Here is a 15,881-nt window from a genome sequence, read left to right as displayed (position 1 = left end):
CTTAAGCGCGGTGTGTCGCCGTGAGAGAGGCAACGCCCAGCGTTTCCAGAACTTTCGCTTCAATATGCTCTGCATTCAGCGCCGCCACGGCATACATGTCGCGCGGGCTCGCTTGATCGATAAAGATATCGGGCAGGACCATTGAGCGATAGCGCAGCCCATTGTCGAAGACACCCTCTTCCGCGAGGAGCTGCGCCACATGGGACCCAAAGCCCCCCACGGCGCCTTCTTCAATCGTGATCAATGCCTCGTGCTCTGCCGCAAGTTTCAGGATAAGATCACGGTCCAGCGGTTTGGCGAACCGTGCATCGGCGACGCTGGGGCTGATGCCTTTGGCGGCAAGGGCCTCGCAGGCGGTCTCAACTTCTGACAAGCGCGTCCCAAAGGACAGGATCGCCACCTGTTTGCCCTCGCGGATCATCCGGCCCTTGCCAATCTCGAGAACCTCTCCGCGCTCTGGCAGCTCAACGCCCACGCCTTCGCCGCGCGGATAGCGGAACGCGATGGGGCCCTCGTCATGGGCCGCAGCTGTGGCCACCATGTGCACGAGCTCCGCCTCATCCGCCGCCGCCATGACCACGAAGCCCGGCAGATTGGCAAGATAGGCCACATCATAGCTGCCCGCATGCGTCGCGCCATCAGCACCAACAAGGCCCGCGCGATCAATGGCAAAGCGCACAGGCAGGCGCTGGATTGCGACATCGTGCACAACCTGGTCATACCCGCGCTGCAAGAAGGTCGAATACATCGCGCAGAAGGGCCGCATCCCGCCCGCCGCGAGCCCGGCACAGAAGGTCACGCCATGTTGCTCGGCAATGCCCACATCGAAAGTGCGGCTGGGAAAACGCTCGGCAAAGAGGTTGAGGCCTGTCCCGTCGGGCATGGCCGCTGTGACCGCACAGATGCGCGGATCATCAGTCGCTTCGCGGATCAGCGCTTCGCCAAAGACTTTGGTGTAGGAGGGCGCATTGGATGGCGCCTTCTTCTGCTCGCCTGTGATGACGTCGAATTTCGCCGTGGCATGGCCCTTGTCCGAAGCGCTCTCGGCAGGATGGTAGCCCTTGCCCTTCTTGGTGATCACATGGATCAGAATGGGCCCCGTCGCCCGCGCGCGCACCGTGCGCAGCACAGGCAGAAGCTGGCTCATGTCATGGCCGTCAATCGGCCCGAGATAGCTGAAGCCCAGCTCCTCAAAGAGCGTGCCGCCGACGGCCATGCCCTTGAGCATCTCCTTGGCGCGCTTGGCCCCTTCGCGGAAGGGCTCGGGCAGCATCGAAACCGCCCCTTTGGCCGCCGCCTTGAAGTCCTGAAACGGTTGTTCGGCATAGAGCCGCGAGAGATAGGTCGACATCGCGCCGGTGGGCGGCGCAATCGACATCTCGTTGTCATTGAGGATCACGATGAGCCGCTTGCCCAGATGGCCCGCATTGTTCATCGCCTCAAACGCCATCCCCGCTGACATCGAGCCGTCGCCAATGATCGCAATCGCATCGCCATGGCCCGTCTCGCAGGCCCCGCCCAGATCGCGCGCCACGGCAAAGCCAAGCGCGGCGGAGATCGAGGTCGAGCTATGGGCCGCGCCGAAGGGATCGTAAGGGCTCTCGGAGCGCTTGGTGAATCCGCTGAGCCCATCTTTCATGCGCAAAGTCCGGATCCTGTCACGCCGCCCCGTCAGGATCTTGTGCGGATAACATTGATGCGACACGTCCCAGATGATCTTGTCGCGCGGCGCATCCCAGACTGCGTGCAGCGCCGTCGTCAACTCAACAACCCCCAGGCCCGCGCCCAGATGCCCGCCGGTCTGCGACACGGCTGCAATCGTCTCGAGGCGCAATTCCTGAGCCACCTGCACAAGCTCTGCATCGGAAAACTGCTTGAGATCTGCGGGAGAGGCCACGCGATCAAGAAGGGGAGTGCTGGGCTGGTCGGACATGCGGCGGGCCTCCTCGGCCAATTATTTGTCGCGGGAGATAACGAACCGCGCAGCCTCTCGCAAGGAGTGCGCCGCAGGGCCATAAGGGTCCAAAGCGGCCTCCGCTTCCTCCACGAGAGCCACCGCACGCGCCTTTGCACCATCCAGACCGAGGAGCGAGACAAAGGTTGCCTTGCCTGCATCCGCATCTTTCTGGAGGCGCTTGCCCGCCACGGCCGCATCTCCTTCGACATCCAAAATGTCGTCCGCGATCTGGAAGGCAAGGCCCAGAGCCTCGGCAAAAAGCCGCAGCGGTTGCGGATCGGCTTGCGCCATCAGCGCGCCTGCCTGCGCCGACCATGAGATCAACGCACCGGTCTTGCCCGCCTGCAAGGCCGTGATTTCGTCCAGCGTCAGAGGCGAGGCCGCGGTCTCGGCGGCAATATCAAGCGCTTGGCCCAGTACCATGCCGCGCGCGCCAGTGGCCCGTGCCAGCGTCAGCGCAAGCTCCGCCCGGACCGCCGCCATGTCATGACACCGTGGATCGCACACCATCTCGAAGCCCAAGGTCTGCAAAGCGTCGCCCGCAAGAACAGCCGTGGCCTCATCCCATTTACGGTGCACCGTCGGCTGACCGCGCCGCAAATCGTCATCATCCATGCAGGGCATATCATCATGCACGAGGGAGAAGGCATGGATCGCTTCAATTGCGCCTGCAGGCCAAAGCGCGCGCGCCCGCGGCATATCATGCAACGCCGCCGCCTCCATGACGAGATAACCGCGCAGACCTTTGCCCCCCGCCACGGCATAGCGCATGGCATGCACGACAGGCAGATCGGCATGAGTGGCAATCTGGGCATCCAGATGGGTAATGACCTCAGCCGCGCAGGTCTTCAGCGCGTCGGGGAAACTCACCTTACATATCCGTCACGGGGGTCGTGCCCGTGGGCTGGCCACTGCCATCGAGCGTGATCGCGGCGACCTTTTCTTCTGCTTCTTTCAGCTTGGCCTCACAGCGCGCCTTGAGCTTCGCGCCGCGCTCATAAAGCGCAATGGACTGATCCAGCGCGACGTCTCCGCGCTCCAATTGCCCAACCACCGCTTCCAACTCGCGCATCGCGTCTTCAAAACTCAGCTCTTCTACCGGTGTCTCGCTCATGAGGGCTCTCCTTTCGCGGCGTCTTGCAAAGCCTGGACATGCGCCAGAACGGAACGGGCCAGCGCGTGCAAATCATATCCCCCCTCCAGAACAGAGACCACCCGGGCCTGCGCATGTGTCGCGGCCAGCGCGCAAATCTCCCGCGTCAGCCAGACGAAATCCTCCTCGAGCCAATTCAGATTGGCCAAAGGATCATCAGCATGGGCATCAAACCCGGCGGAGATGATGATGAATTCCGGCTTGAAGGCCGCCAGCCGTGGGAAGACCTGCGTCTCATAGGCCGCGCGCATGTCCGCGCCGTTTGAACCTGGCGCCAGAGGCACGTTGAGGACGTTGTCATGAGCACCGCGCTCCGATGGCTGCCCCGATCCCGGCCAAAGCGGCATCTGTTGCGAGGTCACAAAAAGCGCGCGCGGCTCATCCCACAACAGCGCCTGCGTCCCATTGCCGTGATGCACATCAAAATCCACCACAGCGACGCGCGATAGCCCATGACGCTTCATTGCATGTTTGGCCGCGATTGCGGCATTGCCGAACAGACAAAAGCCCATGGGCGTCTCCTGTTCGGCGTGATGGCCGGGGGGGCGCATGGCGCAAAAGGCGTTCTGCGCATCTCCCTCCATGATGCGATCCACCGCCTCACACACCGCGCCGACACCGCGCCAGGCCGCCTCCAGCGATCCGGGCGACAAAAACGTATCGCCGTCGATCTGATGAAATCCCGCGTCGGGCAAAGCAGCCTCAAGCGCGTCAATATGGCGTTCGGGATGGGCCAGACAGACGTCTTCGCGTGCGCCCAACGGTGCTGTCACCGTGGGAATATCCGCACTGCGCAACGCATGCAGAATGTGCTCCAGCCGCGCGACCTGTTCGGGATGCCCGGCGGGCGTGACATGAGACAAACAGGCCTCATGGGTGAATACCAAGGTCTTGCTCATGAAAGCTGCCCTATCTCGCTGATCTTGTGTTTCTTCTGGCCAAAAATACGCAAATCCCGCCGCCTGCCGCTCATTCCGGCGCCAGCATATATCCCGCGCCGCGTACCGTTTGCAGATATCGAGGCTGCTTGGGATCTTCCTCGATCTTCTTGCGCAGTCGTGTGATCTGCACATCAACCGCGCGCTCCTGCGCCTGACCCTTGTCGCGGCCCAACCGCTCCACAAGGTCCGACCGTGTCACAGCTTCGCCCGGGGTGGCCGAAAAGATCCGCATAAGCTGGTTTTCCGTGGCGGTCAGCCGCACGGGTTCCTCGCCGCGCCAAAGCTCGCCGGTTTCGCAATCATAGCGCACCGGCCCCAGTGCGAGAAACTTGGGCTTGGTATCTGTCTCGCCGGTCTCCGGCATGCGGCGCAGGATCGCGTTGATCCGCAAGAGCAGTTCCTTTGGCTCAAACGGTTTCACGAGGTAATCGTCTGCGCCGGCTTCCAGTCCGGCGATCCGGTCCTCCGTTTCGCCCTTGGCGGTGAGCAGCAGGATCGGCGTTGCGGCGGTCTCGCGGTAGCTTCGTGTGAAACTGACGCCATCTTCGCCGGGCATCATCACGTCGAGAACGATCAGGTCGAAATCAAGACCGGTGAGAATGCGCCGCGCATGGGCGGCATCGCGCGCTGCGCTCACAAGAAAGCCGTGCCGGATCAGAAACTTCTGCAAAAGCACGCGGATGCGTTCATCATCATCGACGATCAGAAGATGGGCGTCAGGGTCTGTCATTCTTTGGTCTCCCGCAATCGCGTATACGCCGCCCGCATCTCCGGGTCCATCATGGCTTCCAGCACTTGCCGAAAACCGGCAACCGCTTCCGGCCCTGCTGTGCGATAGGCATCGCGCATCCGGATGCGCTGGGCGTCGGAGAGCCGCGCTTCAAGCGCCAGCCCGTCGTCGGTCAGATGCAGGTGGCGCTCGCGCCGGTCTTTGCGCCCGACGACACTTTCGACCAACCCGTCTTCGATCAGGGTGCGCAGTACGCGGTTCAGCGATTGTTTGGTCACGCCGAGGATCGTGAGCAGGGCGTTCACGGTCAGACCCGGCTGCGCCTTGATGAAGTGGATCGCGCGGTGGTGGGCGCGCCCGTAGGCCATGTCCTGCAGGATGCGGTCGGGATCCGCGGTAAAACCGCGATAGGCAAAGAACATCGCCTCAATGCCTTGGCGCAATTGTTCGTCGGTCAGATATAGGAGCTTCTCGCCCGTGCGTTCTGCCATGCCCTCGATCCTTTTGCCTCACATTATGTCAGTGTTGTTGACATTCCAAGGTCGAATCGCTAGCAATGCTCAGTTTCTGCGCAACTTTATGGCCGGATCGGCCGCATTTTGCGCAACATTTGAAAAACAGCGAGCCGTAGGAGAGAGACATGGCCGGGTATGATGATCGTGATGGCAAGATCTGGATGAATGGTCAGATGGTGGATTGGCGCACGGCAAACGTCCATGTCCTGACCCATGCGATGCACTACGCTTCCTCCGTGTTTGAGGGCGAGCGGGCCTATAACGGCAAGATCTTTCTGAGCCGGGAGCATTCGGAGCGCCTGCATTTCTCCGCGAGGCAGCTGGATTTCGAAATCCCCTTCACGGTGGACGAGATCGAAGCGGCCAAGCAGGAAGTGCTGACGGTCAATGGCTTGAGCGATGCCTATGTGCGCGCCGTGGCCTGGCGCGGAGCGGGGGAAGACATGGGTGTCGCTTCCGCGCGCAACCCGGTCCAGCTCGCGATCGCGGCGTGGGAATGGGGCAATTACTACGGTGATGCCAAGTTCAAAGGCGCCAAGATTGACATCGCGAAATGGAAACGCCCCAGCCCCGAATGCGCGCCTGTGCACGCAAAAGCGGCGGGTCTCTACATGATCTGCACCACGTCGAAACACGCCGCAGAGGCCAAGGGCTGCTCCGATGCGCTCTTCATGGATTACCGCGGCTATGTGGCGGAATGCACCGGCGCCAATATCTTCTTCACGAAGGACGGCGAAGTGCACACGCCCAAGGCGGATGTTTTCCTCAATGGCCTGACCCGCCAGACGGTGATCGGCATGTTAGAGGATCGCCAGATCAAGGTTCACGAGCGCGTGATCATGCCCGAAGAGCTGGAGAGCTTTGAGCAATGCTGGCTGACGGGCACCGCCGCTGAAGTGACGCCCGTGGGTCAGATCGGGAATTACAACTTCGAGGTTGGCGCAATCGTGCGCGATATCGCGGAAGGCTACGAAAAGCTCGTCCGCGCCTGAGCCAAGACACGCAACGCAGGGCCGTGCCATCACGCATGGCCCTGTACCGGATCCCGGTGATGGCGCACACGGTAAGTGCGCGGGGTCGTGCCGTAATGCGCCCGAAACAGTTTATAGAAATGACTGATGTTCGAGATCCCGCACTCCTGCGCAATCTCGTCAATCGTGCGATGCCCCTCGCCGAGGCGCTGCGCGGCATGTTGCATCCGCACCCTGTTGACAAAAGCTGTGGGAGACAGCCCGAGATGCAACGCCGTTTGGCGACACACATGTTCATGGCCGCGCCCCGCGGCGGCGATGAAGCCTGCAGCCCCTTTCGAGAACACCTCTGGCGATTGCGCGGCATGGCAGGCCTGGATCAACCAGCCGGGCGCGCCCTGACTCAAATGGGCCACATGGGGCACGACATTGAGAAAGATCGACAGGAGATATTGCTCGATCCGCGCCAGCGTCCGGTGAGATGTCTGCAACCCTAACGAGACATTGACCGCCCGCTCCAATGTCGCGCCGCCCAGGGCCACCCGAACGGGCTGGCCGCTCTCTTTCCAGAAAAACCGTCCCGCAACATCGGCGCCATAGCGGCTGAGCAAATGCTCGGCGGTCTCGGCCCGGAACATCACGTTGAGGATCGTGCAGCCCTCGGGCCCTGCCTGCAGCGCATGACAATCCTGGGGGCGTATGAAGATCATGTCGCCGCGTTGCAGCCGTTCAACCTCACCATTTATGAAATGCTTCAGGCTGCCATGCTCGACCAGAAAGAGCTCATAGTAGTCATGCATGTGCAGAATACGCGGCGGGTCCGGCAGCAACGGTTTGCGCAGAAAATGAAACGACTCGTCGTCGCGCAGGTAGCTCTCAATCCTGAAAATCCGCTGTTCCAAGGGCCACCTTTCCACAAAACGCCCATGTAAAAGTCAAACCAGCACAAAAAATAGTCAAGCGAAAGCGGTCACAAAAGGCGTGCGCCTGTCTAATCTTTTCACAAGGGAGGCACTTATGTTGGATCAAAAACCTGATCTCGGGTTCAAATCTGTGCAAAACGCTGCGCCGCAGAAACTTACGGTTGATCAGATCGACCAGTATAACCGTGAGGGGTATGTGCGCGGCTTTGACATCTTTGATGCCAACGAGATTGCCGAGATCAGACGCTATTTTGATCGCTTGATGCAAGATATGGGCGAGGCCGGTGCCTATGGCATCAATTGCTATCAGGCGCGCATGGCCGGGATCTGGGATATCGCCACCGATCCGCGCATACTTGATCATGTCGAAGACCTGCTTGGGCCGGACATCATTTGCTGGGCCAGTGCTATCCTGACCAAGGAGCCGGGCGATCCCAAGCGCGTGCCTTGGCACCAAGACGCCAGCTTCTGGAGTTTGAGCCCTGCGCGGACTGTTACTGTCTGGCTGGCCATTGATGATGCAGACGCGGCCAATTCCGCGATGCGTTTCATCCCGCGCACCCACGCCATGGGCGCGCTCCCGCAAGGCACCAAGGACGAGACCTCGGTCTTTCACAAAGGCACGGCCAATGCGGAAGCCCTGGGGGAGCCTGTGACCAACACCTTGAAAGCAGGGCAGATTTCCATGCATGCGGACATGCTCGTACATGGCTCGCTGCCCAATACATCTGACCGGCGCCGCTGTGGCCTGACGCTGCGCTATTGTCCGCCCGAGGTTCGGATGACGGACCCGGACTGGGCACGCGGCGTGGAGGCGATCATCTGTCGCGGCGCTGATCCTGCGGGCCATTGGCAACACCACTCACGGCCCGCCAATGATGACATCACCAAAACCCAAAGCCCCCACGTCGTGGGCAATAACTAAGGATATTCATGCAGATCACCTGGTTCGGCCATGCGGCCTTCAAGCTTTCTCCCTCTGAGGGTCCTGCGCCGGGCCCAAGCGTCATAACCGACCCCTATACGCCAGAAGGGGTCGGTTATGCGCCCATCCGCGAGAGCGCCGATTTGGTGATCATTTCCTCAGATGATGATAGCGCCCATTGCCGGGCGGATTTGATCCCTGGCGCGCCTGCTGTGCTCAATGCGCTCGAGATCGCACAATCGGGTGGCCGCGCGGAGGCGGCGGGGTTGACCGTGACAGCGATTGAAGCGGCGGAATGGGATCACCACCCCGAACATGAGGTGCCGGGGCAGAACGGGATGTATCGTTTTGAGCTTGATGGCATCAAATGCGCGCATATGGGCGATGTTGGCAATCCGCTCACGGATGCGCAGATCGCTTTCTTTGAGGATGTTGATATCCTTTTTGCGCTGGCGGGGGGCTACCTGACCATCGAGCTGCCCGATCTGATGAAAATGATACATCGCGCGCGGCCCAAGCTCATCATTCCGATGCATTTCCGCACGCTGACATATCGGCCGCGCAATACGATGTGGATCGAGAGCTTTCTCAGCCACTTCAAAGACGAGGACGTGGATTTTGCCTTTGGGCCCACGGCCAATATTTCGAAAGAGGATATCCCCGATGCGACGCGGGTTCTGGTGATGGACTATCTGCGCTGAGGGCGATGAGACAGCGGGCCAACCCCGCGGAAAACAGGGAGAAACACATGCGATTTACCAAGACGATCCTTTTGGCCTCCGGGCTGGCGCTGGCCGCTGGCATGGGTGTGGCCCAAAGCGTGGACCGCGCGGACACGGTCATCTTTGACCTCGACCGCACCATCAAGGACCCCGAAAACTTCAACTGGTTCACCCCTGGCACCAAGCGGATGCACGGGGCGCATCAGACGATGTGGGAGCCGCTCTTCATCCTCAATTATGGCACGGGCGAGCTTGATCCGTGGCTCGCAACCGAGGCCAATTCCGACGAGGGCGGCAAGGTCTGGACGATTGCGCTGCGCGAAGGTGTGGAATGGTCCGATGGTGAGGCGTTCAACGCCGATGACGTGATGTTCACGGTCAATATGGCGATGACCAACGAGGAGATTTCCTCCCGCGAAGCTGCCACGATCCGGGCGCAGGTCGAGAGTGTCGAGAAGGTCGATGATCTGACGGTGCGGTTTACGCTGAAGAACCCCAACCCGCGCTTTATCGTCGAGAATTTCGGCGTGCGCATCTTTGGCTCTTTCCTGATCATGCCCGAGCATGTCTGGAACGGGCAGGACCCGGCGACCTTTGCGTTCAATCCGCCCATTGGCACCGGCCCCTACACGTTCACCTCCGCAGCCACGAACCGCGCGATCTGGGATCGCAATGATGAGTGGTGGGGCGCCAAGACCGGGTTCATGGACCTGCCCGAGCCGCTACGCGTTGTCTTCATTGAATCGGGCGGTGAAGAGAGCCGCGCGCAATTGATGGCCGCCAACCAGCTGGACGCGGCGCAAAACGTCTCCGTGGGGACGTTCGAGGCGATCCGAGCCGAAAACGCTGCCGTGACAGCGTGGTACGATGATTATCCCTATGCCGCCGCAGATCCCTGCGCGCGTCAGCTGGAGATCAACACGACGGTCGCGCCTTGGGATGATCCCGCCATGCGCCGCGCGGTGAACCACATCATCGACCGCACCCAGATCGCCAATATCGCCGCTGAAGGTGCGACCGTGCCCTCCAAGACGATGTTCGCGCAATACGGCTCGATGGATCCCTTCATCAATGCCGTGATCGAGGCGGGCCACGGCCTTTCGCCCACAGCTGACGTCGCCGCCGGACAGGCGCTGATCGAGGCGGCGGGCTATACCATGGGCGCCAACGGCGTCTACGAGAAGGACGGCGCGCCGCTCTCGGTCAAGATCCACGTCAACTCCGCCTCGACGGAATACACCAAGACCATCGACGTGATCGTCGAACAGCTCAACCGTGCGGGCATTCAGGCCTCCTCGGTGCCGGTCGAGAACGGTGTATTCTGGGGCGAAGTGCTTCCCTTTGGCTCCTATGAGATGAGCTACAGCTGGCTGTCCTGCGGCTCGGTCAACGAACCCTGGGCCTCCATGGGCCGCTACACGGTCAAGGATGTGGTCCCCGTGGGCGAACGCTCCCCGGGCTTCAACAATACCGCGCGCTGGAATGATGCCTCGGCGCAGGCTTATTCCGAGATCGTCGATGCGATGGCGGGCAAGGCGTTGGGCGATCCTGAGGTGCCCGGCATGGTCGCCGAAGCCTATGGCCATCTGGCCGAAGGCATGCCCTTCATCCCGCTGGTGCAAAGCTTCAAGCTCCTGCCGATGAACACCACCTACTGGACCGGTTGGCCGTCAAACGACAATTACTACAACCACCCGTTCTTCTGGTGGAACACGGCCCATCAGATCATTCACAACCTTGAAAAGGCCGAGTGATCCCGCTGAGGGCGCGGGCCTGTCCCGCGCCCCACGCGCGGCGCCAGCCTAAGGCGCCGCACCTTCCAATTCGTGCGCTCCGGGCCTGACCCGGAGCCACGCCCAAAGACCAACCTGCCAAATCAAACCGGGACAGGATCATGGCCACACCCCACGACATCCGCACCTTCTTCGATCTCAATGGCTACTATGTCGCGCGCGGCCTCTTTGACGCCGAGACGATGGCCCCCCTCCAGCGCGACTTCGACCGGATCGTGACTCAGCTGACAGCATCCGGGGAACAGATCGACGCCACATGGGACGGCACAGAGACCGGAAAACTCGCCCGCGCAGGCGATACGATCCTGCACACGCATAACGTGCAGAAATACGCGCCGTCATGGCGCAATGCCTTCCTTGATCCGCGCTTCCTCGACGTGGCCGAGGCAATCCTGGGCCCCGATATCATCCTGCACCATTCCAAACTCTTCCAGAAACCCGCAGAGGCCGGCGCACCTTTCCCGATGCATCAGGACTGGCCCTATTTCCCGACCGCCCATGACAGCATGATCGCCGCCATCGTGCATGTCTCCGAGGCCACGGACGAGATGGGCTGCCTGCGGGTCTGGCCCGGGTCCCACAAGCTGGGCCGTGTGGAAGGCGCCAATGGCCGGGCGCAAAACGACGTACTCGATGCGCATCCCATCGAAGAGGCCACGCCCATCGAGAGCCAGCCCGGCGACGTGATCTTCTTTCACTACTTCACGCTGCACGGCTCCATGCCCAACCGCTCGGATCAAACCCGCAAGACCGTGCTCTGTCAGCTTTATGCCGGGACCGATCACGTCGAGGAGGGCTGCGCCCATCCCGATGAGCGTATGGTGCTGCGCGGCTGGAACCACACAATCTCGCGCGATGCCGCCGGTGAGGCCGCATAGGCACCTCGCGCCTGCGCCCACCCCCGGCGGGCCACGGCACCACGCCCGGGCGATGATACTCGCGGCCCCGCAAAGAGGGCCACAGCACAAGGGAGGAAGACCATGGGACGCATTCCGCGCGCCTATCTGATCAACCGGCTGGTTACCCTGTTCCTGACGATCTGGATCGCGGCCACCCTGATCTGGATTATCCCGCGCCTCTCCCCGGTGGATCCGGCGGACATCATGCTGGGCCGCATGGCCGCTGGTGCAGGATCGGTCGAAGGTGCGGATCAAATCCTCGCACAATTGCGGGAGAATTTCGGTCTCGATGATCCGCTCTTCATCCAGTACCTCAAGTATCTCTGGGCCACGATCCGGTTTGACTTCGGCCTTTCGACCGCCTCCTTCCCGACGCCCGTCGCCGCCCTTGTGGCCAATGCTCTGCCCTGGACCATCGGGCTAATGCTGATTTCCGTGACGATCACCTTCATCATTGGCAATCTTCTGGGCGCTCTGATGGTCTGGGAACGCTCGCCGAACCTCGTGAAAGTCGCGATCCCGGCGGCCATGGTGTTCACGTCCATCCCGCCAATCCTGTCGGGCCTGCTGCTCATGTGGATCTTCGCCGCGCAGCTGCAATGGTTTCCGCTGACCGGCGCTTACGGCATCTTCGTCGAGCCGGGCTGGACATGGGAGTTCATACAATCTGTGCTCTACCACGGTTTCCTGCCCGCGCTTTCCATCGTCGTCGTGACCTTCGGGTTCTGGGCGCTGGGCATGCGCGGTCTGATGATCACGGTGCAGGGCGAGGATTATACCAAACTGGCTGAGGCCAAGGGGCTCAAGCCCCGCTACATCCTCTACCGCTACATGATCCGCAACGCGATCCTGCCTCAAATCACGGCCTTCGCGCTCAAGATCGGCCTTCTGGTCGCGGGCCAAGTCTTGGTGGAGCGCATCTTCGCTTATAACGGCATGGGCAAACTGCTCTACGACGCGATCCTCGATCAGGATTTCCCGGTGATCCAGGGCGTGAGTTTCGTGATCATCCTGATGACAGCCCTCGCCGTCTTCCTTGTCGATCTGCTCTATCCGTTTGTTGATCCACGAGTAAAACATGAATAATTTTCATGTTTTACTCGAGTGTGCGGCAGGGCATTGCGGAGCAATGTCCCGAGAGCAGCACCCCGCGGGAATGCACGCATTCACGCAGTGCGCGAAAGCGAATTGCGCAGATCGAAATGCACGCATTTCGATCCGTGCGCGGCAGGGCCTTGCACCGCAAGGTCCCGAGAGCGGCACCCACCAGCCATTCTTGGTGCCCAAGCCCCCCTCCCCACGAGGAGCATCCCTCCCATGACCGACACAACCGACCTCACCGCCCGCGAACGCAAACGCATGCGCCGGTTCGAGAACCCATGGCTCAACCCCAAACTCCTCTGGGGCGCGGGGCTCTTGCTCTCCATCGTGGCGCTGGGCCTGCTGGGCCGCATCTTCTGGGATCCCGATCTGGTCTTCACCGGCTCCGGCATGCTCAAGATCCCGCCCGTGGGCTTCGAAAATCTGCGTGGGCAGGAAGGCACGCTGGCCAACCCGCTGGGCACTGACGGCGGCGGACGTGACCTGCTGGCGCTGCTGATCGTCGGCGCACCCAATACGCTATACGTGGGCGTGCTGGCCTCCCTCATCGGCATGACGCTGGGCATCTCCTTGGGCTTCTCCGCAGGCTTCATCGGCGGGCGCACGGATGACACGATCCGCGTCTTGTCCGACGTGATGATCACCATTCCGCCGCTGCTGATCCTCGTGGTCGTGCAAGCCGCCTATGGCGACGTCTCCCTCACCATGATGGCCATCCTCATCGCAGGCTTCGCCTGGCAATCGCCCACGCGCCTGATCCGCGCACAGGTGCTCTCGATGCGGGAGTCGGGCTATGTACAAATGGCCCGCCTCTCCGGCGCGCCGACCTCGCACATCATGTTCCGCGAGATGCTGCCCAATCTGGTGCCCTATCTCTTCGGCTCCTTCATCGCCAATGTCACAACGTCCATCGTGACCGCTGTGGGCCTCGAAGTCCTGGGCCTCGGCCCCCAACGCATCCCCACATTGGGCCGCACGATCTACGAGGCGATCAACAATGGCGCGCTCATCCAGAACCTCTGGTGGTGGTGGGGCATCCCGACGGCGCTGCTCGCGGTGATGTTCATCGGGCTGCTGCTCATCAACCTTGGCCTCGATGAGGTCTCCAACCCCCGCCTGAGGAAGCTGTGACCATGATCAAATACATCTATCCCGACGGCTCCCATTGCTACCGCGCCCTGCATTCAACCCATGCCGTCTTCCGCAATGACGATGGCAAACTCATGGCCCGCGCCGCCAAGGCCAGCGGTGAGTATTACGAGTTTGAGATCAAGGCTTTCGAGATTTTGCAGCCGGGGGTGATCTATGACTGACGCCGCCACTCCCTACGCTCCCACCCCTTCTTTTGCCTCAAAATACCTCGGGGGAGGCGCGCGCCAGCGCGACGGGGGCAGCGCCCCCAGCTCCCACCAGCCGCAGGAGCACCGCCCATGAGCATCCTCGACATCCGCAACCTCTCCATCGATTTCCCGACCAATCGCGGCGTCGTGCACGCGGTGGCTGATGTCTCGCTCACCATCGCCAAGGGCCGCCGCGTGGGCTTCATCGGTGAGAGCGGGTCAGGCAAAACCACCACCGCGCTCGCCGCCATGCGCATGCTCGCCGCACCTGGCCGCGTCGCCGGGGGCAAGGTGGTTTTGGGCGATGGCACAGACGTGCTCGCGCTCTCGGAAGAAGACATGCGCCGCATCCGCCTCAAGCGCATCTCCTATATCCCCCAGGGCGCGATGAACTCCCTCAATCCGGTCATGCGCGTCGAAAACCAGATCTGGGACGGGATCGTGGCCCATGAGGGCAAGACCGACCGCGAGACGCTGCAACGCCGCTCGGAAGAGGTGTTGGCCTCTGTGGGCCTGCCCGCCCATGTGGGCGCGCTTTACCCCCACGAACTCTCAGGCGGCATGAAACAGCGCGTCTGCATCGCCATCGGCGTCGCGCTCCAGCCTGACCTGATCATCGCCGACGAGCCCACCTCCGCCCTCGACGTCGTCACCCAACGCCAAGTGATGATGACCCTCTCGGAGGTCCAGGGCCAGCTCGGCGCGGGCCTCATCCTCATTGGCCACGATATGGGCCTTATGGCGCAATCGGTCGATGAACTGGCCGTGCTCAAGGATGGGGAACTGGTCGAGCATGGCGAGGTGCGCCAGATCATCGAAGCGCCCAAGCACCCATATACCCAGGCGCTCATCTCCTCGGTTCCCCTCGTGGGCGGGCCCTCTTTCCTCGATCCCACACGCGAAGTGCCCGACGCGCCCGCAAAGGCCACAACCCCGCTGCTGGAATTCAAAGGCGTGACGAAGACCTATGGCGAGGTCACAGCGTTGCATCCGATGTCCTTCGCGCTCGATGGCGCGGTGCCCAAGATCATCTCGGTCGTGGGCCAGTCCGGCTCCGGCAAATCGACCATGGGCGGGCTCATGCTTGGCTTCAATGCACCCTCCACCGGCCAGGTACTCTTCGAAGGCCAGGGCCTCAGCAAGATCAACAGCTCTGAAAACCTCACCTTCCGCAAGGATGTGCAGGCGGTGTTTCAGGACCCCTATGCCTGTTTCAACCCGTTCTACCGGGTCAATCACGCGCTGGCCTATCCCTACAAACGCTTCGGTCTGAGCAGCTCAGCCGAAGCCACCCAAAAGGCCATGGAAGAGGCCTGTGAGGCGGTCGGGCTGGACCCGTCGCTCGTCCTGTCGCGCTACCCGCACCAGCTCTCGGGCGGCCAGCGGCAGCGGCTCATCGTGGCCCGCGCGCTTATGCTCTCGCCGAAACTGCTCATCGCGGACGAGCCCGTCTCCATGGTCGACGCATCCCTGCGCGCCTCGATCCTGAAAAACATCTACGACCTCAAGGACCAGCACGGCATCACGATCCTCTACATCACCCATGATCTCGCCACGGCCTATCACGTCTCCGACTACGTCATGGTGCTCTACAAGGGCCATGTGGCCGAGGCGGGCCCGCCCAAAGAGGTCATCGGCGATCCGCAACATCCCTATACGCGGCTGCTGATCGAGAGCATCCCCTGGCCGGATGTCTCGCGCCCCTGGGGCAATGCCGACGCGGCGCGCGCTGATCTCGATGCAATGGAAGTCACAGGCGATCACGCCAAAACGGTCTTCCGTGGAGATGTGCCGGGTTTCACGCTCAGGACGGGTGGGGATGCTTAGCTTAACAGTCGCGGAGTCAAGGCGAAGCCGCCGCGACCAGCGCCTGCCCGTCCCGGCGGGCTGGCGCTCTGGTGAGGATGGTGT

The 15,881-nt window shown here is 61.8% G+C and carries 16 protein-coding genes; 9 read left to right on the top strand and 7 right to left on the bottom strand.

Features of this window, described 5'->3' with window-relative positions; genetic code table 11:
- Position 1 precedes the first annotated feature (1 nt).
- The 6 genes from dxs to ACP15S_RS12210 all read right to left on the bottom strand — a co-directional run bounded on the left by dxs (position 2) and on the right by ACP15S_RS12210 (position 5,272).
- A complete protein-coding gene (gene dxs / locus ACP15S_RS12235) occupies positions 2 to 1,933 on the bottom strand; it encodes a 1-deoxy-D-xylulose-5-phosphate synthase (RefSeq protein ID WP_425039922.1) in 1,932 nt (643 codons plus the stop codon).
- A 21-nt stretch (positions 1,934 to 1,954) separates the two neighbouring features.
- Positions 1,955 to 2,827, bottom strand: coding sequence for a polyprenyl synthetase family protein (locus ACP15S_RS12230; RefSeq protein ID WP_425039921.1), 873 nt, complete (start codon positions 2,825 to 2,827; stop codon positions 1,955 to 1,957).
- Between the two features lies 1 nt (position 2,828).
- Positions 2,829 to 3,071 carry an exodeoxyribonuclease VII small subunit gene (locus tag ACP15S_RS12225; protein ID WP_425039920.1) on the bottom strand — a complete coding sequence of 81 codons (243 nt, stop codon included), beginning with the start codon at positions 3,069 to 3,071 and terminating at the stop codon, positions 2,829 to 2,831.
- On the bottom strand, positions 3,068 to 4,009 hold the full coding sequence (locus ACP15S_RS12220) for a histone deacetylase family protein (protein ID WP_425039919.1): 942 nt from the start codon (positions 4,007 to 4,009) through the stop codon (positions 3,068 to 3,070). The genes ACP15S_RS12225 and ACP15S_RS12220 overlap by 4 nt, the downstream gene beginning before the upstream one ends.
- Before the next feature lie 70 nt (positions 4,010 to 4,079).
- Positions 4,080 to 4,781, bottom strand: a complete 702-nt coding sequence (locus ACP15S_RS12215) for a response regulator (protein ID WP_425039918.1) — start codon at positions 4,779 to 4,781, stop codon at positions 4,080 to 4,082.
- Positions 4,778 to 5,272 carry a MarR family winged helix-turn-helix transcriptional regulator gene (locus ACP15S_RS12210; protein ID WP_425039917.1) on the bottom strand — a complete coding sequence of 165 codons (495 nt, stop codon included), beginning with the start codon at positions 5,270 to 5,272 and terminating at the stop codon, positions 4,778 to 4,780. Before ACP15S_RS12210 ends, ACP15S_RS12215 begins: the two co-directional genes overlap by 4 nt.
- Positions 5,273 to 5,421: 149 nt before the next feature.
- Here ACP15S_RS12210 and ACP15S_RS12205 point away from each other — a divergent pair, with 149 nt between their 5' ends.
- Positions 5,422 to 6,288, top strand: coding sequence for a branched-chain amino acid aminotransferase (locus ACP15S_RS12205; protein ID WP_425039916.1), 867 nt, complete (start codon positions 5,422 to 5,424; stop codon positions 6,286 to 6,288).
- 29 nt (positions 6,289 to 6,317) lie between these two features.
- On the opposite strand, the gene ACP15S_RS12200 is transcribed toward ACP15S_RS12205, so the two are convergent.
- Positions 6,318 to 7,169, bottom strand: coding sequence for an AraC family transcriptional regulator (locus ACP15S_RS12200; RefSeq protein ID WP_425039915.1), 852 nt, complete (start codon positions 7,167 to 7,169; stop codon positions 6,318 to 6,320).
- A 115-nt stretch (positions 7,170 to 7,284) separates the two neighbouring features.
- Between ACP15S_RS12200 and ACP15S_RS12195 the strand changes: the two genes are divergently transcribed.
- From ACP15S_RS12195 to ACP15S_RS12160, 8 genes are all read left to right on the top strand, one after another.
- Positions 7,285 to 8,115, top strand: a complete 831-nt coding sequence (locus tag ACP15S_RS12195; RefSeq protein WP_425039914.1) for a phytanoyl-CoA dioxygenase family protein — start codon at positions 7,285 to 7,287, stop codon at positions 8,113 to 8,115.
- Between the two features lie 8 nt (positions 8,116 to 8,123).
- Entirely contained in the window at positions 8,124 to 8,816 is a 693-nt protein-coding gene (locus ACP15S_RS12190) for an MBL fold metallo-hydrolase (RefSeq protein WP_425039913.1), read from the top strand.
- A 47-nt stretch (positions 8,817 to 8,863) separates the two neighbouring features.
- Entirely contained in the window at positions 8,864 to 10,591 is a 1,728-nt protein-coding gene (locus ACP15S_RS12185) for an ABC transporter substrate-binding protein (RefSeq protein WP_425039912.1), read from the top strand.
- 140 nt (positions 10,592 to 10,731) lie between these two features.
- Positions 10,732 to 11,508, top strand: a complete 777-nt coding sequence (locus tag ACP15S_RS12180) for a phytanoyl-CoA dioxygenase family protein (protein ID WP_425039911.1) — start codon at positions 10,732 to 10,734, stop codon at positions 11,506 to 11,508.
- Positions 11,509 to 11,610: 102 nt separating this feature from the next.
- Positions 11,611 to 12,615: an ABC transporter permease gene (locus tag ACP15S_RS12175; RefSeq protein ID WP_425039910.1), complete on the top strand. Its 1,005-nt coding sequence runs from the start codon at positions 11,611 to 11,613 to the stop codon at positions 12,613 to 12,615.
- A 231-nt stretch (positions 12,616 to 12,846) separates the two neighbouring features.
- Complete coding sequence (locus ACP15S_RS12170; protein ID WP_425039909.1) at positions 12,847 to 13,761, top strand: ABC transporter permease; 915 nt, start codon at positions 12,847 to 12,849, stop codon at positions 13,759 to 13,761.
- A gap of 2 nt (positions 13,762 to 13,763) precedes the next feature.
- Entirely contained in the window at positions 13,764 to 13,943 is a 180-nt protein-coding gene (locus tag ACP15S_RS12165) for a hypothetical protein (protein ID WP_425039908.1), read from the top strand.
- Positions 13,944 to 14,060: 117 nt separating this feature from the next.
- Complete coding sequence (locus tag ACP15S_RS12160; protein ID WP_425039907.1) at positions 14,061 to 15,797, top strand: ABC transporter ATP-binding protein; 1,737 nt, start codon at positions 14,061 to 14,063, stop codon at positions 15,795 to 15,797.
- The last annotated feature ends 84 nt before the right edge of the window (positions 15,798 to 15,881 follow it).

This window comes from Primorskyibacter sp. S187A (assembly GCF_049800955.1).
Classification (GTDB): Bacteria; Pseudomonadota; Alphaproteobacteria; order Rhodobacterales; family Rhodobacteraceae; genus JAKVBH01.
The sequence above is the reverse complement of the archived record's forward strand: the minus strand, read 5'-3'. Positions and strand labels throughout refer to the sequence as shown.

What these genes read in the sequence shown, in the direction of transcription:
- ACP15S_RS12220 (WP_425039919.1), bottom strand. Translation starts at nt 4,009, where the DNA reads ATGAGCAAGACCTTGGTATTCACCCATGAGGCCTGTTTGTCTCATGTC.
- ACP15S_RS12185 (WP_425039912.1), top strand. Translation starts at nt 8,864, where the DNA reads ATGCGATTTACCAAGACGATCCTTTTGGCCTCCGGGCTGGCGCTGGCC.
- ACP15S_RS12215 (WP_425039918.1), bottom strand. Translation starts at nt 4,781, where the DNA reads ATGACAGACCCTGACGCCCATCTTCTGATCGTCGATGATGATGAACGC.
- ACP15S_RS12170 (WP_425039909.1), top strand. Translation starts at nt 12,847, where the DNA reads ATGACCGACACAACCGACCTCACCGCCCGCGAACGCAAACGCATGCGC.
- ACP15S_RS12210 (WP_425039917.1), bottom strand. Translation starts at nt 5,272, where the DNA reads ATGGCAGAACGCACGGGCGAGAAGCTCCTATATCTGACCGACGAACAA.
- dxs (WP_425039922.1), bottom strand. Translation starts at nt 1,933, where the DNA reads ATGTCCGACCAGCCCAGCACTCCCCTTCTTGATCGCGTGGCCTCTCCC.
- ACP15S_RS12175 (WP_425039910.1), top strand. Translation starts at nt 11,611, where the DNA reads ATGGGACGCATTCCGCGCGCCTATCTGATCAACCGGCTGGTTACCCTG.
- ACP15S_RS12165 (WP_425039908.1), top strand. Translation starts at nt 13,764, where the DNA reads ATGATCAAATACATCTATCCCGACGGCTCCCATTGCTACCGCGCCCTG.
- ACP15S_RS12205 (WP_425039916.1), top strand. Translation starts at nt 5,422, where the DNA reads ATGGCCGGGTATGATGATCGTGATGGCAAGATCTGGATGAATGGTCAG.
- ACP15S_RS12190 (WP_425039913.1), top strand. Translation starts at nt 8,124, where the DNA reads ATGCAGATCACCTGGTTCGGCCATGCGGCCTTCAAGCTTTCTCCCTCT.
- ACP15S_RS12160 (WP_425039907.1), top strand. Translation starts at nt 14,061, where the DNA reads ATGAGCATCCTCGACATCCGCAACCTCTCCATCGATTTCCCGACCAAT.
- ACP15S_RS12195 (WP_425039914.1), top strand. Translation starts at nt 7,285, where the DNA reads ATGTTGGATCAAAAACCTGATCTCGGGTTCAAATCTGTGCAAAACGCT.
- ACP15S_RS12225 (WP_425039920.1), bottom strand. Translation starts at nt 3,071, where the DNA reads ATGAGCGAGACACCGGTAGAAGAGCTGAGTTTTGAAGACGCGATGCGC.
- ACP15S_RS12180 (WP_425039911.1), top strand. Translation starts at nt 10,732, where the DNA reads ATGGCCACACCCCACGACATCCGCACCTTCTTCGATCTCAATGGCTAC.